General features: G+C 65.7%; 25 protein-coding genes. 15 read left to right on the top strand and 10 right to left on the bottom strand.

Translation table 11 applies throughout. The features are described from left to right. Positions 1-6 precede the first annotated feature (6 nt). Positions 7-1,179 carry an anion permease gene (locus ACFI9K_RS16905; protein ID WP_462664567.1) on the bottom strand — a complete coding sequence of 391 codons (1,173 nt, stop codon included), beginning with the start codon at positions 1,177-1,179 and terminating at the stop codon, positions 7-9. Positions 1,180-1,366: 187 nt separating this feature from the next. Here ACFI9K_RS16905 and ACFI9K_RS16900 point away from each other — a divergent pair, with 187 nt between their 5' ends. Then, the gene (locus ACFI9K_RS16900; RefSeq protein WP_462664566.1) at positions 1,367-2,686 is read left to right on the top strand and encodes a hypothetical protein; all 1,320 of its coding nucleotides are present in this window, start codon (positions 1,367-1,369) and stop codon (positions 2,684-2,686) included. Positions 2,687-2,803: 117 nt separating this feature from the next. Further along, complete coding sequence (locus ACFI9K_RS16895; RefSeq protein ID WP_462664565.1) at positions 2,804-4,072, top strand: sensor domain-containing phosphodiesterase; 1,269 nt, start codon at positions 2,804-2,806, stop codon at positions 4,070-4,072. Here the strand turns inward: ACFI9K_RS16895 and ACFI9K_RS16890 are convergent. The 3 genes from ACFI9K_RS16890 to ACFI9K_RS16880 all read right to left on the bottom strand — a co-directional run bounded on the left by ACFI9K_RS16890 (position 4,069) and on the right by ACFI9K_RS16880 (position 6,477). Next, the gene (locus ACFI9K_RS16890) at positions 4,069-4,449 is read right to left on the bottom strand and encodes a VOC family protein (RefSeq protein ID WP_462664564.1); all 381 of its coding nucleotides are present in this window, start codon (positions 4,447-4,449) and stop codon (positions 4,069-4,071) included. The two genes, ACFI9K_RS16895 and ACFI9K_RS16890, sit on opposite strands and share 4 nt — an antisense overlap. Positions 4,450-4,472: 23 nt before the next feature. Further along, positions 4,473-5,507 (bottom strand): GGDEF domain-containing protein, encoded by a 1,035-nt coding sequence (locus ACFI9K_RS16885; protein ID WP_462664563.1) that lies wholly within the window; start codon positions 5,505-5,507, stop codon positions 4,473-4,475. Between the two features lie 76 nt (positions 5,508-5,583). After that, the gene (locus tag ACFI9K_RS16880; protein ID WP_462664562.1) at positions 5,584-6,477 is read right to left on the bottom strand and encodes a 1,4-dihydroxy-2-naphthoyl-CoA synthase; all 894 of its coding nucleotides are present in this window, start codon (positions 6,475-6,477) and stop codon (positions 5,584-5,586) included. 68 nt (positions 6,478-6,545) lie between these two features. On the opposite strand from ACFI9K_RS16880, the gene ACFI9K_RS16875 reads away from it, so the two are divergent. From ACFI9K_RS16875 to ACFI9K_RS16865, 3 genes are read left to right on the top strand one after another with little or no spacing between them, the layout of a single operon-like run. Further along, entirely contained in the window at positions 6,546-7,184 is a 639-nt protein-coding gene (locus ACFI9K_RS16875; RefSeq protein WP_462664561.1) for a PaaI family thioesterase, read from the top strand. Continuing rightward, positions 7,181-8,152, top strand: coding sequence for an o-succinylbenzoate synthase (locus ACFI9K_RS16870; protein WP_462664560.1), 972 nt, complete (start codon positions 7,181-7,183; stop codon positions 8,150-8,152). Before ACFI9K_RS16875 ends, ACFI9K_RS16870 begins: the two co-directional genes overlap by 4 nt. 52 nt (positions 8,153-8,204) lie before the next feature. After that, positions 8,205-8,648 carry a DUF6918 family protein gene (locus tag ACFI9K_RS16865; RefSeq protein ID WP_462664559.1) on the top strand — a complete coding sequence of 148 codons (444 nt, stop codon included), beginning with the start codon at positions 8,205-8,207 and terminating at the stop codon, positions 8,646-8,648. Between the two features lie 51 nt (positions 8,649-8,699). Here the strand turns inward: ACFI9K_RS16865 and ACFI9K_RS16860 are convergent, their stop codons facing one another. Genes ACFI9K_RS16860 through ACFI9K_RS16845 form a run of 4 tightly spaced genes read right to left on the bottom strand, consistent with a single transcriptional unit; the run spans position 8,700 to position 12,651 of the window. Continuing rightward, complete coding sequence (locus ACFI9K_RS16860; RefSeq protein WP_462664558.1) at positions 8,700-10,097, bottom strand: DUF2252 domain-containing protein; 1,398 nt, start codon at positions 10,095-10,097, stop codon at positions 8,700-8,702. Positions 10,098-10,119: 22 nt separating this feature from the next. Further along, positions 10,120-10,953, bottom strand: a complete 834-nt coding sequence (locus ACFI9K_RS16855; protein ID WP_462664557.1) for a siderophore-interacting protein — start codon at positions 10,951-10,953, stop codon at positions 10,120-10,122. A 49-nt stretch (positions 10,954-11,002) separates the two neighbouring features. After that, the gene (locus tag ACFI9K_RS16850; RefSeq protein ID WP_462664556.1) at positions 11,003-12,067 is read right to left on the bottom strand and encodes an AbrB family transcriptional regulator; all 1,065 of its coding nucleotides are present in this window, start codon (positions 12,065-12,067) and stop codon (positions 11,003-11,005) included. Continuing rightward, the gene (locus tag ACFI9K_RS16845; RefSeq protein WP_462664555.1) at positions 12,064-12,651 is read right to left on the bottom strand and encodes a flavin reductase family protein; all 588 of its coding nucleotides are present in this window, start codon (positions 12,649-12,651) and stop codon (positions 12,064-12,066) included. The genes ACFI9K_RS16850 and ACFI9K_RS16845 overlap by 4 nt, the downstream gene beginning before the upstream one ends. Before the next feature lie 62 nt (positions 12,652-12,713). Between ACFI9K_RS16845 and menD the strand changes: the two genes are divergently transcribed. The 4 genes from menD to ACFI9K_RS16825 all read left to right on the top strand — a co-directional run bounded on the left by menD (position 12,714) and on the right by ACFI9K_RS16825 (position 16,156). Next, complete coding sequence (gene menD, locus ACFI9K_RS16840) at positions 12,714-14,324, top strand: 2-succinyl-5-enolpyruvyl-6-hydroxy-3-cyclohexene-1-carboxylic-acid synthase (protein WP_462664554.1); 1,611 nt, start codon at positions 12,714-12,716, stop codon at positions 14,322-14,324. Between the two features lie 16 nt (positions 14,325-14,340). Continuing rightward, positions 14,341-14,976, top strand: coding sequence for a class I SAM-dependent methyltransferase (locus tag ACFI9K_RS16835; protein WP_462664553.1), 636 nt, complete (start codon positions 14,341-14,343; stop codon positions 14,974-14,976). Between the two features lie 66 nt (positions 14,977-15,042). Next, positions 15,043-15,525 (top strand): DinB family protein, encoded by a 483-nt coding sequence (locus tag ACFI9K_RS16830; protein WP_462664552.1) that lies wholly within the window; start codon positions 15,043-15,045, stop codon positions 15,523-15,525. A gap of 37 nt (positions 15,526-15,562) precedes the next feature. Next, positions 15,563-16,156: a class I SAM-dependent methyltransferase gene (locus tag ACFI9K_RS16825; RefSeq protein ID WP_462664551.1), complete on the top strand. Its 594-nt coding sequence runs from the start codon at positions 15,563-15,565 to the stop codon at positions 16,154-16,156. 125 nt (positions 16,157-16,281) lie between these two features. Here the strand turns inward: ACFI9K_RS16825 and ACFI9K_RS16820 are convergent, their stop codons facing one another. Beyond that, a complete protein-coding gene (locus tag ACFI9K_RS16820; RefSeq protein ID WP_462664550.1) occupies positions 16,282-16,785 on the bottom strand; it encodes a DUF2505 domain-containing protein in 504 nt (167 codons plus the stop codon). A gap of 54 nt (positions 16,786-16,839) precedes the next feature. Between ACFI9K_RS16820 and ACFI9K_RS16815 the strand changes: the two genes are divergently transcribed. The 4 genes from ACFI9K_RS16815 (at position 16,840) to ACFI9K_RS16800 (ending at position 19,647) form a co-directional block, all read left to right on the top strand. After that, positions 16,840-17,316 carry a DUF3592 domain-containing protein gene (locus ACFI9K_RS16815; RefSeq protein WP_462664549.1) on the top strand — a complete coding sequence of 159 codons (477 nt, stop codon included), beginning with the start codon at positions 16,840-16,842 and terminating at the stop codon, positions 17,314-17,316. Next, positions 17,309-17,734: a glutaredoxin domain-containing protein gene (locus ACFI9K_RS16810; protein ID WP_462664548.1), complete on the top strand. Its 426-nt coding sequence runs from the start codon at positions 17,309-17,311 to the stop codon at positions 17,732-17,734. Before ACFI9K_RS16815 ends, ACFI9K_RS16810 begins: the two co-directional genes overlap by 8 nt. A gap of 63 nt (positions 17,735-17,797) precedes the next feature. After that, positions 17,798-18,937, top strand: a complete 1,140-nt coding sequence (locus ACFI9K_RS16805) for a glycosyltransferase family 4 protein (RefSeq protein WP_462664547.1) — start codon at positions 17,798-17,800, stop codon at positions 18,935-18,937. Positions 18,938-18,951: 14 nt separating this feature from the next. Continuing rightward, the gene (locus ACFI9K_RS16800; protein WP_222093797.1) at positions 18,952-19,647 is read left to right on the top strand and encodes a demethylmenaquinone methyltransferase; all 696 of its coding nucleotides are present in this window, start codon (positions 18,952-18,954) and stop codon (positions 19,645-19,647) included. Between the two features lie 139 nt (positions 19,648-19,786). Here ACFI9K_RS16800 and ACFI9K_RS16795 read toward each other — a convergent pair whose 3' ends face one another. Beyond that, positions 19,787-21,034, bottom strand: coding sequence for a geranylgeranyl reductase family protein (locus tag ACFI9K_RS16795; RefSeq protein ID WP_462664546.1), 1,248 nt, complete (start codon positions 21,032-21,034; stop codon positions 19,787-19,789). A 126-nt stretch (positions 21,035-21,160) separates the two neighbouring features. Here ACFI9K_RS16795 and ACFI9K_RS16790 point away from each other — a divergent pair, with 126 nt between their 5' ends. Further along, positions 21,161-21,847: an HAD family hydrolase gene (locus ACFI9K_RS16790; protein ID WP_462664545.1), complete on the top strand. Its 687-nt coding sequence runs from the start codon at positions 21,161-21,163 to the stop codon at positions 21,845-21,847. Beyond that, complete coding sequence (phnD, locus tag ACFI9K_RS16785) at positions 21,844-22,857, top strand: phosphate/phosphite/phosphonate ABC transporter substrate-binding protein (protein WP_462664544.1); 1,014 nt, start codon at positions 21,844-21,846, stop codon at positions 22,855-22,857. Before ACFI9K_RS16790 ends, phnD begins: the two co-directional genes overlap by 4 nt. Positions 22,858-22,860 lie beyond the last annotated feature (3 nt).

Below are 22,860 nucleotides of genomic sequence, written 5' to 3'. Positions count from 1 at the left end.
GTGTGTTCAGACCTTCGCGGGGGAGTCGGCTTCGGTGGCGGCGGGAACGAGTCCGCCGTCCCACTCGGCGTTCACGTTGTTCGGATCGACGGGCTCGCGGCGCGAGCGGATGTACATGACAGTGGCCAGGCCGACGAGGATGGCGAAGACCACGAGGATCCCCGGCAGACCGCCGATCGTGTTGGCGAGCAGCCAGCACGCGGCACCCACCACTCCGGCGAGCGGCAGGGTGATGACCCAGGCGACGGCCATGCGTCCGGCGACGTTCCAACGCACTGCGGCACCGGGCTTGCCCAGGCCCGAGCCGAGGATCGAGCCGGTGGCGACCTGAGTGGTCGAGAGCGGGAGGCCGAGGTGGCTCGACGTCAGAATGATTGCAGCCGAGGAGGACTCGGCTGCCATGCCCTGCGGTGATGCGATCTCGACGAGGCCTTTGCCGAGGGTGCGGATGACGCGCCAACCGCCGAGGTAGGTGCCCAAGGCGATGGCGAGGGCGCAGGTCACCTTGACCCACAGGGGCATTTCCGCGTCGGGTGACACGGTGCCGTAGGCGACGAGGGCCAGGAAGATCACGCCCATCGTCTTCTGAGCGTCGTTGGTGCCGTGAGCGAGGGAGACGAGCGAGGCCGAACCGATCTGACCCCAGCGGAATCCGCGTTCCTTCGACTTCTCGGGAACTGCGTTGGTGATGCGGTAGATGATCCAGGTACCGACGGTGGCGACGAGGCCCGCGACGATGGGGGCCAGCACGGCGGGCAACACGATCTTGCTCCACACTCCGTCCCACACGACGCCGCTGGTTCCCAGGCCCGCCATGGTGGCACCGATGAGGCCACCGAACAGGGCATGCGAGCTGCTGGACGGGATGCCGAGCAACCAGGTCGCGAGGTTCCACAGGATGCCGCCGACGAGGCCGGCGAAGATGATGGTCAGCAGGGCCTGGCCGCCGGTGTCGCCGAGATTGACGATTCCCTTCGCGACGGTGGCTGCGACCTCTACGGACAGGAAGGCGCCGACCAGGTTCAGGACGGCAGACAGGGTGACCGCGACCTTGGGCTTGAGTGCCCCTGTCGCGATCGACGTCGCCATGGCGTTGGCGGTGTCGTGGAAACCGTTGGTGAAGTCGAAGGCCAGTGCCGTCACGACCACCACGAGAAGTACGAGAAATTCAGCGCTCACGGTGGAAAGTGTGGGACATGAACGCTGTTTCGCGGAAATTTCTTGCGAAGTGTTCTTCTTGGGCGCTGCGAAGTCGTCTGTCGTTCATCGGCCGTTCACCTTTTTGCCTTATATGTCCAGTTTTGCTGTGGCGTAGCGCACGGACAGCAGTTCTGTTGCAGGGACTCGTTGTGGAACAGTGGAACCCGTGAAGGGTTCGGGCATGGACGACGCGGTGTGGGCCGCACTGTCGTACTTCGATTCCGTCGATCCCGCTCTCGCCGCCGACGCCCGGCTCGGTTGGGACGGCCTGGTTCAGGTATCCCCACCAGCAGGTCCAACGCAGCATTCCGTGCAGACATTCCTGTGGGTCTATCTGCGTCATGCGGTCGAGGGGCCCGAGCGCGGCGTCGATATCGCTCGTGCGCTCGGTGATCTGCTCGAGCGGTTGGGGCGGGTGGCGTACGCGGAGATCGCGCGCAGCGACATCACCGACGAGCTGGTGCGCATCGAGGACGACGAGACGTGGTTGCAGCAATATCGTGCGGCGACCGAACAGTCCGGTATCGGTGCAGTCGACACGGACTTGGTGACGTGGCAGGACGTCCCGACCGGTGTCGAACGGGCGATCGTCGAAAAGATCGGTGAGACACTCGAAGTGGCGACCATCGCCGGTGAATTCGACCCCGCGAAGCCGGGCGGTCGGCCACTGGGGGCGAACGCACGGGCGACGCGGCGGCGGGGCGTCACCGATGCGGTTCTGACGTCCGATCAGGGCAAGAACGAATTCGACGACGTTCTGCTCGAACAGCTTCTCGATCACCGCATCGAACTGTGGAGCAGTTACAGCGCGCCGCGGGCAGAGCTCTATCTGGGATTGCGCGAGGCACTGCACGACGCCGTCGAGCCGATGTACGGCTGCGTGCGCCGGCTGGAGAACTTCATCGGGTGTATCGGCGACGGCGTCGCACTCACCGACGCCGGATACCTGCCCGACGATGTGGTGGCAGACATTGCCCGCACCGTCTTTCCCGTGGCCGAGCGGCCGACGTTCGTCGGGCGTGAACTCGACACCGACAAGGTGCTCGTCCTGCGCCGGCTGGTGATGCGGTTGCGTCTGATGCGCAGGTCCGGCGGCAGATTGGTTCCGACGACGCGAAGCCGGCAGCTCAGTGCGGACGGATTGTGGCGGATACTCACCGGGGGCATCGTCGGCAGCGACTATCACCCCGACACGATTGCCGCGGAGGTGCTGCTGGCCGGGATGATCCTCGGTAACGACATCTCCGACGCGGAGGCATCGGCCGGCGACTCGGCACGTCTGTTGCGCGCCGAAGGCTGGACCCACGAGGGAGACGAGCCGGCGTCCGAACACGCCCGGGCCCTGACGGACGGCCTGATCGCCGAGCTCGACGCGCTCGGCGCGTTCCGCCCGGCCGACGGCCGCGTCGCAACCGAAGAAGGGAAGCGACTTGCCGCTGCGGTGCTGCGGCACCGGCTTCTGCATACTCGCTATCCGTCATTGTGATCACTCGGAGTCGGGCTCTCGGTCGATTTTGCCGATCATCCAGGATTAAGCTCGGTCTCACCCGAGTCCAGAATCGGCCCGGTTGTCGGCTGCGAGGAGATACCTGTGGACGGTGAGGTGCCAGAAACCGCACGCTCCCAGTCCCGAAGGCAGAGCGATTCGGCCCGCCGCTATCTCGACCTGGAAGCGACCACGCCCGCGCTGCGCTCCACCGTCGAGTTCGCGGCACGCAGCGTCGGGTTCGCCATCGCCCAGCTCAACGTTCTCGACGAGGACACCCAATACACGCTCGTGAACATCGGTGGGCCGCCGATGTCCACCGTCGTACGGTCGGACACCCTGTGCGACGACGTGGTGCGCACCGGCGAGCCCTCCGTCGTCGCCCATGGCCGGGTGAACGCCACGACGCGTCAACGTGCCCTGCTCGACGAGAACGGCATCGAGTCATACGCCTCCGTTCCGTTGCGCGGGCGTGAGGGCCTGGTCATCGGCACCCTCTGCCTGCTCGACCGCACCCCTCGCTCACTGTCGAGTGAGCAGATGCAGGAACTCGAACAGTTCGCGTCGGTGCTCGAGGAGCAACTCGATCTGCATCGACGCGTCGGATCCGGTGTCATCCGCCTCGGCAGCGACAACGACATCGCCGACTCCATCGCCGACGGCCACATCGTGCCGTGGTTCCAGTCGATCGTGGATCTGCGGACCGAGAAGATAGTCGGCTTCGAGGCATTGGCGCGGTGGCATCACCCCACGCGGGGCCTGGTGGTACCGGCAGATTTCGTGCCGTTCGCCGAGGCCAGCGAGCTGATCATCGACGTCGACCTCAGTGTCCTCGCGCAGGCCGCTGCCGAGATGAAGAAGTGGCACGTCCACCGTCCCGACCTTCGACTGACCGTCAACATTTCCGGACGCCACCTCGCCCACCTCGACGGTGTCAGCCAACTCGAACGCGCCATCGCGTCGTCCGGGGTCTCTCCGTCGTCCATCTCGCTCGAGCTCACCGAAACCACTGCCGTGACTCCCGGGCCGTTGCTGCGCAGGCACATCGACGACGTGCACCGATTGGGCTTTCGGGTGCTGCTCGACGATTTCGGGTCGGGCTGGTCCTCGCTCGAACGATTGGTGACCCTGCAACCCGACGGCATCAAGATCGACGGTCACCTGACCCGGTTCGTCGATACCGTCGCCGGACGGGCGATGATCCGGTCGCTGGCCGGAGTGGCGAAGGACCTCGATATGACGATGATCGTCGAAGGAATCGAGAGCCGGGAACAGGCCGACGCGGCACTCGAACTCGGGTGCACTCTGGCGCAGGGGTACCTGTGGGCGCGGCCGCAGTCGGCGCAGTCGGTGCTGCGCACCATCGCCGACAGTGCGAGCCGTTAGCGGTTGTCTCGCCGAAGCGGGTGATCCTGCGGGATCTGCACCAGGACGATCGAAATCCCGTCCGGATCCTCGATCCACATTTCGATCAGGCCCCAGGGCTCGGTTCTCGCCTCACGCACGATCGGAACAGCAGCCGATTCCAGCTCCTTCGTTGCCGTCTCGATGTCGCGTACCTGCAGCCACAGCGCGCCGGTGAACGTTCCTGGCTCGTCACTGCGGTGATGCGAGGCGATCTCGAGCAAACCTTGGCCCGCGAACAACACCGTGCCGCCCGGATACTCGCGGAACACCGCGAGCCCGAGGCGGTCCCGATAGAACTCGAGTGTCTTGTGGTAGTCGGCCGGGCGCAGAATTGTCCGAGAAGCGAGGATGTCCACCCCGCATGGATACCACGGTCCTGCTACAGCACGCTCTTGATCACCCGATCGCCGCCCGCGGCCTTGGCCTCGTACATCATCGAATCCGCCACCCGCGATGCGCGCGTGACCAGGTCGATGTCCTGGTCCCACAGTTCCGAATCCCAGTACACGATTGCGGCCCCGATGCTGATGGTCACCGACACGGAGTCGGCTGGGTCGCGCAAGGCTCGACGTACGCCGTGAATCAGCGCGTCGACGTGCAATCGAGACGTCGCGACCACGGCGAGGTACTCCTCGCCGCCGGTGCGGGCGAGCACCCCGTATTCGCCGAGGTGGTCACCCAGTCGCTCGGCGACGCGCACGATGACCGCGTCGCCCTCCTCGTGCCCGTAGCGGTCGTTGATGGATTTGAAGCGGTCGATGTCCACCACCAGCACCGCCACGCACCGATCCTGTTCCCGTCCGAGCTGCCACACGTCGTCGACGGCCGCGTCGAGTCCGCGTCGATTGAGCAGTCCGGTGAGCGGATCGAGCAACGAACTTCGAGCGTCGTCGGTCAGGACGGTCACCAGCAGGTGCGAGGTCAGCGGAACCCCGGCAATGGCCAGCAGCACCACGTTGGTCCGGAAGATCAGCGATGCGATGTCCACGTCGGTGGCGTCATGGGTCGCCACTGCCGCCGCGACGGTGCACGCCACCGCGAAGAACAGATGGGCCACCAGCCAGCGCGGGCTGAGGAAGAACGTGCAGAAGGTGCCGATCACCGCGAACAGTGCGCACGTGAGAATCGCGTCCACGATCGGGTTGATCAGCAGCGCGGACGCCGTACCGAGATCTGCGAAGACCGCGAATGCCACTACCCCGAATCGGCCGGGGAACGGTGTGGTTATCCACGCGGCTGCGACCACCACGACCATGACGAGCATGACGGCTTTCCAGCCGATCGCGACGACGCTCCGCGAGGTGTCCGCGGAAAAGAGGGACACCACCGCAAGAGCGCCGTAGTTCAGCGTCAGGACGGCCATCACCCAGCGGATGATTCGTCCGGTGGGACGCGAGTTCTGAAAATCCGCCATCCAGCGGTAGTCGAACGGCTGCAGGAACCACCGGACGAGTGCATTCCGAGAGCCGCCTCGAGAGTTCACGCGAAGGTCAGAAATATCGAGGGAACGGCGACCAGTCGGGCTCCCGCTTCTCCAGGAACGCGTCACGTCCCTCGACAGCTTCGTCGGTCATGTACGCCAGCCGAGTCGCTTCACCGGCGAACAACTGCTGGCCCACCAGACCGTCGTCCTGCAAGTTGAAGGCGTACTTGAGCATCCGCTGCGCCTGCGGCGACTTGGCGTTGATCTTCGCAGCCCACTCGATGGCCGTGTTCTCGAGCTCTGCGTGATCGACCACTTTGTTCACCGCGCCCATGCGGTGCATCTCCTCGGCCGAGTACGTCTCGCCGAGGAAGAAGATCTCGCGCGCGAACTTCTGGCCGACCATCTTGGCCAGGTACGCACTGCCGTAGCCGCCGTCGAAGCTGCCGACGTCGGCGTCGGTCTGCTTGAAACGCGCGTGTTCGCGGCTCGCCAGCGTCAGATCGCACACCACGTGCAGGCTGTGGCCGCCGCCCGCTGCCCACCCGTTGACGAGGCAGATGACCACCTTGGGCATGAAGCGGATCAGTCGCTGCACCTCGAGAATGTGCAGGCGGCCCGCGCGAGCCTTGTCCACGGTGTCGGCCGTCTCGCCCTCCGCGTACTGGTAGCCACTGCGTCCACGGATGCGCTGATCGCCGCCGGAGCAGAACGCCCAGCCGCCGTCCTTGCTGCTCGGTCCATTGCCGGTGAGCAACACGGTTCCCACGTCCGAACTCACGCGTGCGTGCTCGAGCGCGCGGTAGAGCTCGTCGACGGTGTGCGGCCGAAATGCATTGCGGATCTCGGGACGATCGAACGCCACCCGCACGGTCGCGTCGGACACGTGGCGGTGATACGTGATGTCGGTCAGATCTTCGAAACCGGGAACGGGACGCCACAGCGCGGGAGTGAAGGTCACGAGCGCCAGCTTAACGGTGGCGAGGGCTGAATCCGTAGCGACCGGTCGGTGCAGCTAACGTGCAGGTCATGACCGATCCGATGCAGCTCGACCGCGACCCCGACTACGACCATCACGGCGGCTTCCCGCGTTTCGTGCCTGCGAAGGTGGGGCCGGAGTACGGGCAGTTGCTCGAGGCGCTGCGCACGGTGCAGGACCTCGCGGTGTCGACGTCGCTGCCCGCCGAGGTCGCCGAGGCAGCCGCGAGCAAGACCCGGGAATTGATCGAGTTGCTCGAGCCGCACGTGGTTGCGGAAGGCAAGCAGACCGCAGGACGGGTCCCGACTCTGCCGGGCCGGGGTTCGCTGCTGCTGCCGCCGTGGATCATCGAGAAGTACGCAGCCGACGGCGTTCGAAGCCGTGGCATGTTCCGTCGCTTCCACCTCGGTGGCAATGCCGCGGCGCACGGTGGCACGCTTCCGCTGCTGTTCGACGATCTCTTCGGCCTGATCCAGCATGCGTACGGCCGGCCCATCAGCCGGACCGCATACCTGCACATCAACTACCGCAAGGTGACCCCGCTGAACACCGAATTGGTCGTCGAAGGTGCGGTGGACAAGGTGGAGGGTCGCAAGACGTTCATCAGCGCGAAGCTGACGGATCTGGACGGCAACCTGCTCGCCGACTGTGAGGCATTGATGGTGCAGCTGCTTCCGGGGCAGCAGTGATTCCCCCGATCGACGACCTGCTCGACGGCGCACACGTGCTGTCGATGCCGATGCGAACGAAATTCCGCGGGATCACCACCCGCGAGGTGATGTTGATTCGCGGGCCCGGCGGGTGGGGTGAATTCTCGCCGTTCCCCGAGTACGACGACGTCGAGTCCGCGCCGTGGTTGGCGTCGGCGATCGAGGCCGCGTGGGAGGGCCCACCGAATGCCGTGCGTCGACGCATCTCGGTCAACGCGACAGTGCCCGCAGTCGACGCCGCCGACGTGGCGACCGTGCTGAGCCGCTCACCCGGGGCCGAAACGGCGAAGGTGAAAGTGGCCGAGAAGGGCCAGAGCCTGGCCGACGACGTCGCTCGCGTCCGCGCGGTGCGCGAACTGGTACCGCGGGTGCGGATCGACGCCAACGGCGGCTGGACCGTCGACGAGGCGGTGGCCGCGTTGGCCGCGTTGACCGCGGACGGCCCACTCGAATACGCGGAGCAGCCGTGCGCCACCGTCGCCGAGCTCGTCGAGCTTCGCCGCCGGGCCCCGGGGGTGCGGGTGGCTGCGGACGAGAGCATCCGCCGTGCCGAGGATCCGATGAAGGTCGTGCGGGCCGGCGGCGCGGACATCGCGGTACTCAAGGTCGCTCCGCTCGGGGGCATGCGTGCACTGCTCGAACTGGCCGGTGAACTGGGGGAGTACGGCGTGCCGGCGGTCGTGTCGAGTGCACTCGATTCGGCGGTGGGCATCGCCTCCGGGCTCGCCGCAGCCGCCGCCCTGCCCCATCTCGAATTCGCCTGCGGGCTGGGGACGGGCTCGCTGTTCGTCCGCGACGTGGCACCGGCACCCGAGGTGGTCGACGGAACCTACCCGGTGTCGACCGTCGAACCCGATCCGGAGGCGCTGATCGAACTGGGTGCCGATGCCGAGCGCACCCAGTGGTGGATCGAGCGAGTGCGGCGGTGCCACGCCCTGCTGCGGTAGTGTTGCGCCCGGTCCGCGTGGGGCCGCTGACACATCTGGGAGGAAGTTCGAAGTGGTTGCTGCACTGAAGGATTCGCTGCTCGACGAGTCGAAGGCCGACAATCTGCGCGTCGACGTACTGGCATTGATCGACGCCGAGGTAGCGGACAAGAAGGGCGCGAGTGGCCTCGCGGTCAAGGGGGGCTACGGCGCAGTGAAGAAGGTCGGGCCGTCGTACATCGACAGTGCGGTCTCGGCTCTGTGGCCCGATTTCGTCGACAAGCTCGATCCGTTCTGGCAGTCGTACAACGCTGCCCCACAGGGAACGTTCGGTGAATACCTCGCCGCCAACGGAGATGCCGCGTCCGACGCACTGCTCTCGGTCACCGATGCGCGCATCGAGGAAACCGACAAGTCCGTCGTCAAGAAGTTCTACGGCAGCCTGCGTGGCTCGGCGAAGAAGAACGTCACCGAGGCACTGCCTCGCGTCGGCGATCTGGTCGCCAAGCACGCCTGAGCGGCTTCGCCGCATGTGAGCGGTAATTCGTAGCCAGCTACGAATTACCGCTCACCTGCGCGCAGCGCACAAACGCTCCCAATCGGCCTCGGTTTGATCGGCGTAGAGCTGCGCGAATCGGCACAGCGCGACGTCGAGCTCATCGGAATCTCCCGTGTATCCCGAGATCATCGACGCGCCGCTGGTGCGAGCGTGGCCCTTGGCCAGTAGCCGTCCCACCACCCGCGCGTAGTCCACGAGCGCGGGTGCGTCGATCGACGAGAGGTCGATCGTTCCCTTCATGTTCCGGAACTGCCGCACGTAGTACTGGCGCCCGTCGATCGTGCACCAACCCAGCAGCGGGTCACTCACTGTCTGCAGATCCTGCTGGTATTCCACGACTCGTTGTCCCTGGTGGTCGTGCCATGCCGATTCGCCGTGCACATAGGGCGCGAGTACCGATCGTCTGGCCTGCTTGAGCTGAAGGAACACCACATCGTCTGCGCTGGTGCCCTCGAGCAGGGCTACGTAGGCCCGCAGCCCGACACTGCCCACTCCGACGACTCGATGCGCGACGTCGATCAACGTGTATCCGCCCAGCACCCGACGCCAATGCGGGGTGAGAGTGAGCAGGTATTCGTCGAGTCCGACGGCCAGCAATTCCTCGTCCTCGGCCGAGATGCGGGTGGTGATCGGCGGCTCTTCGACGATTCTGCGCGTGCCCTCGTGCTCCTCGGTGAATCGAGGCAGGACGCGGTCACTGGTGCGTCGACGCGCTTTCTTGGTGGCGCGTTTGATCTCCTTGCGCAGCGATCCCGCGGTGGCGTCGCGTTGCAGTTTCTCGGCCGTCAGACGCTGGAACGATCGCGACATCAGCGGCTCGTCGGCGAGGCGTGCGACTTCGATTCGATACGCGGATACGCACGCAGCGACGGCGTCGCGGCATCGATCCTCGCTTCGTCCGTTCTGCCGGCCGGCCACCCAGATGCTCGCGGCGAGGCGTCGTAGATCCCATTCCCAGGCTCCCGGGTGGGCTTCGTCGAAGTCGTTGAGGTCGATCACGAGGTCACGTTCGGGGGAGGCGTAGAAGCCGAAATTTCCGAGGTGGGCGTCGCCGCTGATCACCGGGTTGATGCCGGTGGACGGCAGCATCGCGACGTCGCGGGCCATGACGATCGCGGTGCCGCGCAGGAAGCCGTACGGGGACTCGACCATGCGCTCGAGGCGGGTGGGAATGAGCCATTCGATCCGGCCCTGGTGCGAGTACTCGATCTGCTGGACCGGGTCCGGGCGATCCGGCGGCGGCGTCCACTCGCCCAGGGACGCGATCGGCACCTTGTCTCGCAGGCGTCGACCCAGCTCGTACCGTTCGGCTCGGGGGAGTGGCCGCGCCCGCAACGACGCGTAGGGGGCGCTGTCGACTCCTGCGGAGTCGGTGACGACGGTGTGACCTATTCCGGAGCCCGACATGTGACGTCACACTAATCGAGGGTCACGAGGCGGCTTTACCGAACTTCCAGTATCCGGTGAAGCAGATCTGCGACTTGGGCACGGAACGCTCGTTCACCAGGTATCGGCGCAGGCCCGTCGCCAGTCCCTGTTCGCCCGCCACGTAGACGGCGAGATCACCGTCCGGGAGGTCGGCCTTCTGCACCGCGGCCAGCGCAGCCTCACCCGGCTTGGCAAGGGGGTTGGGGCGCACTATCCACTGCAGATCGACCCCGGACGGCATGTACTGCTTCTGGATATCGGCTTCGGTGGGAACTTCGACGAAGGCCGTGATCCGAACATCCTCCGGCGACGACCGCAGAATGCCGAGAATGGCCGGAGCGGCACTCTCGTCGCCGACGAGCAACTGCCGGCTCGATCGGCCGTCGAACGTGTAGATGCGACCTTCGTCGAAAATCGCGACGCGGTCACCCGGGACTGCCCGAGTAGCCCACGTTGACGCCGGACCACTGGCACCCCCCTCGCCACTCCCGTGCACCACGAAGTCCACATCCAACTCCGCGCCGTCTCCGTGCGTCCCCTGTCCCGCAGCGCGGTATTGGCTGACGGTGTAGTTGCGCACCACCGGCTTGGTGTCTTTGGAGAAGGTCAGGTACTGCGCGTACCAGAGCATCGAGGTGGCGCTGGGAATGCGCGGTTCGTCCTGGCCCGGTTGCGGTAAGAACAGGCGAAACCAGTGGTCGTAGCCCATGTATCGAAAGTTCGACAGAGAATCGCCGCCGAGGGTGACCCGGATGAAGTTGGGGCTGATTCTCTCGCATCCCAGCACGGTCAGGCGGTAGAACGCGGGGTTGTCCGGTTTGAGGTACTTGGCCATGCCGCAGAGGTTAGTCGACCCTAAGTAGCAATGGGGCTGCGTCGATTTCTCACTCGGGCCTGCCGTGCCGGTAGCGCTGGACCATCTTGGCTCCGACGGGTACGGCGAACAACATCATCAACACGCGGATCACCTGGACGGCCACGACGAAGGTGACGTTTGCGCCGGTCGACGCGGCGATGGCCAGCACGGCGTACACCCCGCCGGGAGTGGTCGCGAGGTATCCCTCGTAGCCGCTCGTCCCCGTCGCGGACGCCAGCCACAGGCCGAGCATCGCGCAGCAGACGGTGACGGCGATGATCAACATCAGCGATGCGGGCAGGACCCGCGAGATCGACTTCAAGCTGGCGACGGTGAATCGCAGTCCGGCCTGCCAGCCGATGACGATGTACGCCGCCCACAGCAACAGCGTCGGGACGGACGCGTCGAACGAGACGCCGAGCACGTCGGCGAGCGTGGCGATCATCAGCGGGCCGAGCAGGGCGGGGGCGGGCAGCCGGATCACCTTGGCCAGCATTACCCCGATGACGCCGCAGATCAGTACGAACGCAAGATCGATCCACAGCGCCTCGTGTACGTCGGCGGTGACCGACGATTGTCCGGGTTGGGCGTCGAACACCAGGGTTGCGACCAGCGGCAGCGTTGTGGTCACCAGCACGACGCGCAGGTATTGCACCACCGCGACCACGCGTTCGTCGCCGCCCAACTCCTGGGTGATCGCCACCAATCCCGAGGCTCCGCCTGCGACCAGCGCCAAGGAGCCGGTCAGTGAATCGATGTCTTTACGAAGCCCCAGGAGCGCGCCGGCCGCGATCGACAGCAACAGGGTGCCGATGCATGCCAGCAGTACCGGCAGCCAGGTATCGCCCAGCGAGCTCAGAGTGTCGCTCTGGACCAGCGTGCCGATCTCGACGCCGAGGATTGCCTGCGCCGCCATGCCGAGTCTGCGGGGGAGTGGCGCTCGCTCGGTGCCCGTTGTCGGGGCCCAGCCGGCGAGTGCGAACACCACGGCCACCAGAAGCGCGACGAACAACGCCGCCGAGGGCACACCGAGTGCATCGGCTCCGACGGTCAGTCCGACCGTGACGACGATCAGCAGCAGCCAGCGAATCAAGAAGGTCGCTCGATCTCGCGCACCTCCGGCGGCAGGCCCCACTCGGCGCGGCCGAGTCGACTGAGCGGGGCGATGCTCTCGAACTCGGGGAGGCCGTCCTCGGCGAGGAACTCGGGACGAACCGACAGTGCGACGACACTGCCCATGACGACGAAGCAGTTACCCACTTCGACGACGCGGTGCAGCTTCGCTTCGATGGCGATCGGTGCAGCCGCCACCCGGGGCGGCGTGACGAGCGCACTGGGTTCGCTCTCGATGCCGACAGCCTCGAACTCGCTGACACCGTGATCGAAGCTTGCCGAGCTGCCGTTGACCTGATCGACCAACGGTGCCGTCGCCAGATTGACGACGAACTCACCCGTGGCCTCGATGTTGCGCAGACTGTCCTTGCGGCTCACGGACGTGAATTGCACGACCGGCGGCTCCACGGACGACACCGTGAAGAAGCTGTAGGGGGCGAGGTTCGCCACACCGTCGGCGGAGACGGTGGAAATCCACGCAATGGGCCTGGGCACCACCGACGCGGTCAGTAGCTGGTAGAAGCGGCGGGGGGTGACCTCATCGGGTCGGAAGACGGTACGCACGCCTCAATACTGTCAAAGCCCGGTTGCGGCGGCCGACCGGAGCATCTGACACTCTGGAAACTGTGAATCCGTCCACCGCTCAGGCCACTGCTGTTGTCGACGAACTGGCACGCAGCGGCATCGAAGACGTCGTGCTGTGCCCCGGCTCGCGCAACGCCCCGTTGGCGTTCGCGTTGCAGGAAGCCGATGTGGCCGGACGCCTGCGGTTGCACATGCGTATCGACGAGCGAACCGCCGGATTTCTGGCGATCGGACTGAGCCTGGGCAGCGGCCAACCCGTCCCGGTGGTGATGACGTCGGGAACGGCGGTGGCGAACCTCGGGCCTGCCGTGCTGGAAGCGAATTACGCTCGCATCCCCTTGATCGTCATCTCTGCCAACCGGCCGTACGAGATGCTCGGCACCGGTGCCAATCAGACCATCGAGCAACTCGGTCTGTTCGGATCACAGGTGCGCGCAACCATCAGCCTCGGACTCGCCGAGGAAGGCCCCAAGCAGAACAGTCAATGGCGCAGCGCCGTCTCGCGAGTCATCGCCGCTGCGCGCGGCGCGCGCTCGGGCAACGCCGGGCCCGTGCACTTCGACATCCCATTGCGCGAGCCGCTGGTTCCCGCTCTCGGTGATCCGGGGGCCCGGCCCGAGGGACGCCCCGACGGGTTGCCGTGGACCTCGACCACCCAGGCGACGCTCGACGTGCCGGTCGAGCTCGATCTGTCGGTCGACACCGTGGTCGTGTCCGGGCACGGCGGCGCTGTCCGTCCGGAATTGGCCGGTCTACCGACCGTCGCGGAGCCGACTGCGCCGTTGCACGGAATTGCGCTGCACCCCTTGGCTCTTGCGCAGTTGAAGCCGCGGCAAGCCGTCATCACCGGGCGCCCGACCTTGCACCGGCAGGTCTCGGCGTTGCTCGCCGATCCGGCGGTGGACGTCATCGCACTGACCACCGGACCTCGTTGGCCGGACGTCTCGGGCAACGTCTTGGCGACCGGAACCCGTGCCGTCACCACCGGCGTGCCTGATCCCGCGTGGATTGCCCGGTGCGCCGCACTGTCCGAACGCGCCGAACTCGCTGTGCACGAACAACTTCGAGAGCATCCCAAGCCGACGGGTCTGCACGTGGCCGATGTGGTGATGTCTGCATTGCAGCCCGGCGATCAGCTGGTGCTCGGTGCCTCCAACCCCGTGCGCGACGCGGCCCTGGTCTCGACTCCCATCCCGGGCGTGAAAGTTCTCTCGAATCGCGGCGTCGCCGGTATCGACGGCACCGTCTCGACGGCCATCGGGGCCGCGATGGCCGGAAAGCGCCGCACCGTGGCACTTCTCGGCGACCTGACGTTTCTGCACGACGCGGCCGGCATGCTCATCGGAACAGGTGAACCGCGTCCCGAGGATCTGACGATCGTCGTCGCCAACGACGACGGAGGCGGTATCTTCGAGCTGCTCGAACAGGGCGACCCACAGTACGCGGGCGTGTTCGAGCGAGTATTCGGTACGCCACACGGAATGGATCTCGGCGCGCTGTGCGGGGCTTATCGCGTCGAGCATCGCTTGGTCGAATTATCCGAGCTGGCAACCGACCTCACCGCGCATGCCGTGGGAATCAGAGTGTTGGAAGTGACCACCGAGCGATCGGGATTGCGTGATCTGCACGCGGCAATCCGCGCTCGGTTGTAGTCGGGGGGCGACACCGGTGCCCGATCGGATCTACGAGCATCCCCGGCTGACTGCTGTCTACGACGTACTCGAAGGTGATCGTTCCGATCTGGACGTGTACGTGTCGGCGGCCCAGGAGTTCGACGCCCGTCGGGTACTCGATATCGGTTGCGGAACAGGGACTTTGGCGCTGATCCTGGCTTCTCGTGGGATGACGGTGACCGCACTCGATCCGGCGGCGGGATCACTGGACGTGGCCCGACGTAAGCCGGGTGCCGAGCAGGTTCGGTGGGTCCACGGGTATGCCGCGGACGTACCGGCACTCGAGGTCGACCTGGTGACGATGACGGGCAACGTGGCGCAGGCCATCGTCGACGACGACGAGTGGTCGCGCACGCTGACGAAAACTCACGAGGTACTGAGACCGGACGGCTGTCTGGTGTTCGAGACTCGCATTCCCGCCCGCGCGGCCTGGACCGAATGGAACAGGCGAGACTCCTTCGCAGTGCGCGATATTGCGGGTGTCGGACGGGTCGAAAGCTGGGTGGAGACCACCGCGGTGGATTGCCCCCTCGTCAGCTTTCGGTGGACGTACGTCTTCGCCGACATCCGCGACGCTCCCGACCGGCCGGGTCGCGAAATGATCTTCTACGCTCGACCGGCCATGTCCTGAGAAAGTTCCTGATTCTAGAATGCATGCGTAAGTTCCCGACCGAATCTTCGCTGTGAAGGGAGACCTGTGACCGGTGCATTCGAGGTACTGGTGGACGATGCTCGTACGCAGCTCGAGGCGTTCGTCGAGGACTACCGGATCGCGATCGAGGCAACCCTCGATGGTGTCACCGAGGAGCAAGCGCGCCGACGCTTGGTTCCTTCTGCCACAACGCTTCTCGGATTGCTGAAGCATGTGACGTGGATGCAGCGAGTGTGGTTCGAGGAGTGTATCGGGGGCGGCACGAGGGCCGCGCTGGGCCTCGTGAGAAATCCCGCGGAGTCTTACGTCGTCGAGAGCGGCGACACCATCGCCGGTGTCGTCTCCGCGCACAGACAGGCCTGCGCAACTGCCCGAACAGTCGTAGCTCCACTGTCACTCGATGCCGTCGTGACGGGCCATCGCACCGGGCCTCGCACGGTTCATTGGGTATATCTGCAGGTGCTCAGAGAATTGGCCCACCACTGTGGCCATGCCGACATCCTTCGTGAACAAATTCTCGCGGCCTGATCATAGAACTCGGTCGACCGAACGAAGGAGCTGACGAGTGAGTAGAACCCTTACGAGTTACGAATCGGCTGCTGATTTGTACGTTCAGCGAACTAGACGCGATTCGACGCGGGCGTGGCAGCTGTACATTGATGAGTTCGTTGCACAGGTCGATGAGGGCCTGGTGCTCGAACTCGGAAGTGGACCCGGTTGGCACGCAGCCGAGCTCGAGCGCAGTGGTCTTCGGGTCGAGCGGAGCGACGGGGCGGCGGCTTTCGTCGACATGATGGTCAGGGACGGTCACTCGGCTCGCAAGCTCGACATCGTCACGGACGTTTTCGGTGGGATGTACGACGGAATCTTCGCCAACGCTGTCCTACTGCATTTGAATTCGCTTCAATTCGATGCCGTTATCGCTAAGGCAGCCGCGGCATTGCGAGCCGGCGGGATGCTTGCTTTCACCCTCAAAGAAGGCGAAGGCGAGGAATGGAGTAACGAAAAGCTCGATCTTCCGCGCTACTTCAAGTACTGGCGGGAACCGGACGTCCGCGCACGCCTCGATCCGACTGTGTGGGAGTCGGTATCGATTACATCCGAGATGTCCGGCGGTGGGCAGCAGTGGTTGATGGTTCTCGCTGAGCGTTGTCCCTAGTTCGCCGAGTAAGTGACCGGCGTGACCGCATCGGATGCTCCACTTCGGATTGCGGCCCGGGGGTTCCTCGGTTTCGGGGCCTGAAGTGGAGCGTGAATTGCAGGCCGAGGCCCCCGGGCCCGTCTCTAGCCCTTCTGCGCTGCAACCCATTCGAGAGTTTCGCCGGTTTCCTGATCGATCATGTCCTTGATCATCTTGTTGATCAGGTCCTCGATCTTGCCGCCGACGAGTGGGATCTTGACCGTCGATTCACCCACGATGATCAATTTCGCGCCGGTGCCGTCGGGCTGCAGAGACAACGTGCCGGTGATCTTGGCCGGTAGGCCGGTGGTGCTACCGGTCAGCGTTCCTTCGGCATGGTCACCCTCGAGCGGACCCCAGTAGTCGGTGCGGGAGACGATCAGCTTGCCTTTGATGACCTTGGTGACGAATCCGGGGAGCTCGTTGGTGCCGACCTCTTCGGAGATGTCGACCGTCAGGCCGCCGTCGGCGTGCTTGGTCAGCTCGTACCCGTCCGTCTTCTTCGCTTTGGCGAAGCGCGCCATCCACTGGTCTTCACTGGTCAATGCTGCGTGCACTTCAGCGGGAGGATTGGACGCGCGGAGTGTGTGTTCGAAGCTGCGAGACATGAGAGCAGACGCTACCCGAGCCGAGCCCGATCGGCTGCGAAGTAATCTGTGGACGTGACCGATACAGCCCGAGGCAGCCGAACGCTGCGCAGAACCCGGCTGATCGTGCTCGTGATCGCCGTCGCGATCTCGGTACTGGCGGTGTTGTTGGTGGTCGGTGCCTGGCGAAACGACGTCACCATCGATTCCGACAAGGGCACCGCCACCGCCGAAGTGCTGTCGGCGGGCAAGCTGCGGTCGGCCGTCAGTTTCATCACCCCGGACGGTGTGACGCACAACCCGGCGCTCGGCGTTCTGTATCCCACCAACCTGGTCGCGGGCCAACGCATCGAGGTCGAGTACTACAAGGCCGAACCGGACGACGTCGAACTGTTGGTGCGGGTCGCCGGCCGAGACGCCACCGTCGCCATCGTTCCGGCCGGATCGGTCATCGTCGTCACGTGGCTCATCGCCGGGCCCGTTCTGTTCTGGCTGCGCCGCAAGGACACTCGACGCAAGGACACTCGAAGCACGGAGGCACAGTATGCGTAACGCCAGGCAATGGGGCATCGCCGCTCTCGCTGCGGTCGCCGGGTTCGCGTTGGTGAACTTCGGCAACATCGCGTCGTCGATCGTCGTGATGGTGCTGGTCGTGACGTTCTTTCTCGTGCTGACCACTCCGGTGCTGTATCCGCGTTCTCTGTCCGACGACGCCTCGCGAGTGCTCGCGTCGGACCGGTCGGTGCCGCTCGTCTACTGGCGACCGGGCTGCATCTTCTGCCTGAGGCTGCGGGTAGCGCTGCTGCTGCGCGGAAAGAAGGCAGTGTGGGCGAGCATCCGCCAGGATCCGGCCTCAGCAGCGCGGATTCGTTCGGTCAACGACGGGAACGAGACGGTTCCGACGGTGTTCGTAGGTGCCGAACACCGCACCAACCCCGATCCGTCGTGGGTGATCGCGCAATTCGTGTGACGTTGGCCCACACGTAACGCTGTCCACATCTGGTCGACGGGCAACCCGCCCACACTGAGGTTCGTGCGAGTAGCCATCGTTGCGGAATCGTTCTTACCCAACATGAACGGCGTCACCCACTCGGTGATCCGTGTCCTCGAACATCTGGACAAGTCCGGGCACGAGGCGATCGTCATCGCCCCGGACAATCCGTCCTGTCCGAAGGCCGCGACGTGGCACGACAACGTTCCGGTGCACCGGGTGCCGTCCGTGATGGTTCCGAAGGTGAGTTCGCTTCCCGTAGGCATCCCGGGGCTGGGGATGGTCTCGGCGCTGCGTGAGTTCGCTCCCGACGTCGTGCATCTGGCGTCGCCCTTCTTGCTCGGGGCCGGCGGTCTGGCGGCCGCCAATCGCCTCGACGTGCCCGCAGTGGCCGTTTATCAGACCGATGTCGCCGGCTTCGCTGCCAGCTACGGCCTGGGCCTGACCTCGAAGGCGGCGTGGCGCTGGACCAGAAGACTGCACCGCGGGGCGGCCCGCACCCTGGCGCCCTCCACCTCGGCCGTCGACGCATTGGAACTGCACGGCATTCCGCGCGTCCACCGGTGGGCCAGGGGAGTGGACGCTGTTCGCTTCGCACCGTCGGCGAAGTCGCAGACTCTCAGGAACCAGTGGGGCGCGGGCGAGAAGCTGATCGTGGGATTCGTCGGCAGACTCGCCCCCGAGAAGCACGTCGAGAGACTCGCAGTTCTCGCCGCAGACCCATCGATCCAGCTGGTGATCGTCGGCGGCGGCCCCGACACGGCAGCGCTGCAGGCCTCGATGCCGAACGCCGTGTTCACCGGCCAACTCGGCGGCGTCGAACTGGCACAGGCGTACGCCAGCTTCGACATCTTCGTGCACCCCGGCGAACACGAGACCTTCTGCCAGGCAGTTCAGGAAGCACTGGCCAGCGGAGTGCCCGTCATCGGACCCGACGCCGGTGGCCCGCGCGATCTGATCTCACACTGCCGCAACGGTTACCTGCTGCCGGTCGAGAAGTTCACCGAATTGCTACCGAGTGCAGTCCGGGCCCTGGCCGAACCCGTCACCCGCGCCCGTTTCGGCAACGCCGCCCGCACCTCGGTTCTGCACCGCACGTGGCCGGCCATCTGCGACGAGCTGATTACCCACTACTACGACGTGCAAGGCATCACAGCACCGCGAGCAGCGAACGTTGCTTGAGTAGTCTGGACCGTGTGGCCCAGACATCGCGCGCAACCCTGGCAAAAGAGCCCCACGAGGTGGCGTCGATGTTCGACGGCGTCGCCCGTCGATACGACATCACCAACACGGTCCTCTCGTTCGGTCAGGACCGCAGTTGGCGCAAGCTGACGCGTCGAGCCCTGGACCTGAAATCGGGTGAGCGGGTTCTGGACCTCGCCGCAGGCACCGGCGTGTCGACGGTCGAGCTCGGCCGCAGCGGAGCGTGGTGCGTGGCCACCGACTTCTCCAAGGGCATGTTGCAGGCGGGGCTGCAGCGCGGTGTCCCGATGGTCGCAGGCGACGCGATGGCGCTGCCCTACGCCGACGCCAGCTTCGATGCCGCCACCATTTCGTTCGGCCTCCGGAACGTCTCGGATTTCGACGCCGGGTTGCGTGAGATCGCCCGCGTCACCAAACCGGGTGGACGCCTTGTGGTGTCGGAATTCTCCACCCCGGTGTTCGGCCCGTTCCGCACGGTGTACATGGAGTACCTGATGAAGGCCCTGCCGAAAGTCGCTCGCGCCGTCAGCAGTAACCCCGACGCCTACGTCTATCTGGCCGAGTCCATTCGGGCGTGGCCCACCCAGGAACAGTTGGCCCAGCGCATCGCCGACGCCGGCTGGACCGACGTGCAGTGGCGCAACCTCACCGGCGGAATCGTGGCGCTGCACAAGGCAATTCGACCGTAGAGTACTACTTCTCTCGGTTCGACACGACCACCTGCAGTGCGGGTGGTATGGCTTTTCCTTCTCCGGCGGGAGAGCCGGGTAACACTTGGAGCGAGATCGACCACGGCCACTGCGGCATCGGTATCCACAGGGACATTGTTCAGCTGAACGGCGGCCGGGAATCGATTTTCAGCGAACCGGTTCCCGATACTCGCCAGGTGCGGGCCACGAGGTCGCTGTCGGCTTCGGTGATCAGGTTGCCCATGCAGCGGACGGCGACCTTCATCAAGGCTCGTGAGCGCATCCCCACCGGTCCCGCTGCGGGCAGGAATCTCGGCACGGTCAGCAGTCCGGCGAGGCGTCGAGCGATGGAGAACGCCTGTCCGTAGTGCTCGCGCAGCAGGGTGGGCCAGGCGTCGGTGAGATCTGGGTGATCGAGCAGGTCCACCACCATGCGGCCGCCCTCGAGCCCGTAGTCGATGCCCTCGCCGTTGAGGGGGTTCACGCATGCCGCGGCGTCGCCGATGATCGCCCAGTTGGTGCCCGCGACCCCGGAGACAGCGCCGCCCATCGGTAGTAGCGCCGACGCCACCGATCGGAGGTCGCCGGTCAACGCCCACTCGTGACGCCGCTGCTCGGTGTAGAGGTCGAGCAACGGACGCAGCGCGCCGGTTGCCGGTCTCGCGGCGGTGGCCAGCGTGCCGACACCGATGTTGATGTTCCCGTCGTTGAGTGGGAAGACCCAGCCGTAGCCCGGCTGCAGAGTGCCTGCGGCATCACGCAATTCGAGGTGCGAGCTGATCCACTCGTCGTCGCTGCGTCCCGAGGTGATGTATGCGCGAGCCGCGACGCCGAACGCGGTGTCCCGATGCCACTGCCGCCCGAGCTGCTTACCCAGGGTGGAGCGGACGCCGTCGGCGACGATCAGTGTGCGGCAGGAGATGTCGTGGGTTCCGGTCGCGGTCTGCAGGGTCACCGACCGGACGGAGTTGCCCTCGCGAGTGACGGCAACCGCTTTCGATCCACCGGCCATGACGGCCCCGGATTCGACGGCCACCGTGCGAATTCGATCGTCCAATTCGGTTCGGGGTACGGCACTTCCGACGGTCGGCAGAGATTTGCTGGGCCACTCCAATTGCAGTTCCTGACCGAATCCGCTCAGCCGCAGACCGCGGTTGCGGGCTTTGCCGCGCACCCATTCGCCCAGGCCGAGTTCATCGAGTTCGGCGACGGCCCGAGGCGTCAGGCCGTCTCCGCAGGTCTTGTCCCGGGGAAAGGTTGCCGCGTCGACGAGGACGACGTCGCGGCCCGATCGTGCCGCCCACGCGGCCGCAGACGATCCTGCAGGGCCTGCACCCACGACCAGGACGTCGGTCGAGGTGGGAGGGGACGGGTCGGGAGTGCTCACCTGCTCCAGTATCCGGATTTCGCGGGAGGGTGCGTCGAGGGCCTCCGGTTAACGCCGTGTGAACGCTTGTTTCATAGATCCAGAATCTATGGACGGATCGTTCATGGCGGGTCTAGCGTCTCTCACGTGCACCGACCGATCCTCCTCCTCGACTTCGACGGCACCGTCTGCCTCGGCGACGACCCCGTGCGGGCGTACGCCGATGCTGTCGCCGACGCCCTCGACCCGGCTACCGCCGAGGCATTGCGCTCCGGGTTGACGGCTTTCCTGGACACAGGTGCGGGCGAGTACCTCGACGGCTACTCCGCCGTTCAGCACCTGGCGGCGGGCGTCGATGCACGTGACCTCGCCGCCGCCTATGCGCACTCCCGCGAACGTTTGGCGACGGGGGAACTCGAGGTGTGGGCTCCCGCGGGCCTCGCGGAGTTCCTCGGTCGGGTCTCGGCCGAGGTCGTGCTCGCCACCAATGCGCCGCGCCGAGGTGTCATCGAGACCCTCGACCGTCTGGGACTGGCGTCGGGCATCGATTGCATCGTCACCGACGCGGGCAAGCCCGAGAAGATGCCGTGCGTGGTGGACGACGTGATCGGCGAACGGCCACCGCACCTGCTGGCCGCCGTCGGCGACATCTGGCGCAACGATCTCGACGCACCGCATCGACGCGGTGCCGTCACCGCGTACATCGACCGTCACGGTCACCCCCGGCCCGAGGCGACGTTCTTCGCCCCGACCTTCGAGGCGATGTACGACCAACTCCTCGAATGGTCCACCGAACCAGCAGCATTCGCACTCATCCACGAAGGACAGTCATGAGAATTCGTACGCCCTTGCTCGCCGTGGTCGCCACCGGACTGCTCACTGCCTCCCTGGCCGGATGCGGTGCCCGCGACGAGTCCACCACCGAATCCTCGGCTGCGTCGCCCTGTACCGGGACCAGTGCCGCAGACGCTGCCGACCCGTCCGAGCTGACGCTGGCTCTCGTTCCCTCGGGGGACGCGAACAAGCTCGTCGAAACGGTCAAGCCGCTGCAGGACGCGCTCACCGAGCGACTCGGCATCCCCGTCCGCGGCGTCATCACCCAGGACTACCAGGCCGCGGTGGAGGCCATCGGCGCAAACCAGGCGCAGATCGGCATGTTGCCGCCGTTGCAGATGGTGCAGGCCTGCAACAAGTACGGTGCCGAGCCCGCTCTGCAGACCGTACGCAAGGGCAAGACCACGTATGCGGCGCAGTTCTACACCAACAACCCCGACAAGTACTGCGAGGACGCACCCGTCACCGGAGCCAACGGCCTGCTGTACTGCAACGGCACCGACAGCGGCACGGGGCCGGCGGGACTCGACTCGCTGAGCAAGATGAAGGACGCCAAGACGGTCATGCTGCAGTCCGCATCCTCGGCCGGATTCGTCTTTCCCTCCGCCGCGCTGAAAGCGGTGGGCATAGATTCGACCACCGACCTGGACCTGACTCAGGTCACCTCGCACCCGGCCGCGGTGTTGTCGGTGAACAACGGCGACGACGAGGTGGGGGTGTCGTTCTGGGACGCCCGCGAGACCGTCGTGAAGGACACCCCCGATGTGGCGAAGAACCTGGTCGTCTTCGCGCTGACCAACGAGATTCCCAACGATGGCGTGTCCATCAGCAGCTCGCTGAATCCTGATCTGCAGCAGCGTATCTCGGATGCGATGGAGGATTACGCATCCACCCCGGAAGGCGTCGAGGCCTTGACGGCGATCTACCAGATCACCGGCCTCGACAAGGCCGATCCCGCCGCACTGCAGCAGGCGCAGACCGAGGCGGACTCCATCGGCCTGGGAAATTGACTT

This window comes from Rhodococcus sp. PSi06, from assembly GCF_054960675.1.
This window is presented reverse-complemented; position numbering and strand designations above follow the sequence as displayed.

What these genes read in the sequence shown, in the direction of transcription:
- ACFI9K_RS16810 (WP_462664548.1), top strand. Translation starts at nt 17,309, where the DNA reads ATGCGTAACGCCAGGCAATGGGGCATCGCCGCTCTCGCTGCGGTCGCC.
- ACFI9K_RS16855 (WP_462664557.1), bottom strand. Translation starts at nt 10,953, where the DNA reads ATGGCCAAGTACCTCAAACCGGACAACCCCGCGTTCTACCGCCTGACC.
- ACFI9K_RS16860 (WP_462664558.1), bottom strand. Translation starts at nt 10,097, where the DNA reads ATGTCGGGCTCCGGAATAGGTCACACCGTCGTCACCGACTCCGCAGGA.
- phnD (WP_462664544.1), top strand. Translation starts at nt 21,844, where the DNA reads ATGAGAATTCGTACGCCCTTGCTCGCCGTGGTCGCCACCGGACTGCTC.
- ACFI9K_RS16885 (WP_462664563.1), bottom strand. Translation starts at nt 5,507, where the DNA reads ATGGCGGATTTTCAGAACTCGCGTCCCACCGGACGAATCATCCGCTGG.
- ACFI9K_RS16820 (WP_462664550.1), bottom strand. Translation starts at nt 16,785, where the DNA reads ATGTCTCGCAGCTTCGAACACACACTCCGCGCGTCCAATCCTCCCGCT.
- ACFI9K_RS16875 (WP_462664561.1), top strand. Translation starts at nt 6,546, where the DNA reads ATGACCGATCCGATGCAGCTCGACCGCGACCCCGACTACGACCATCAC.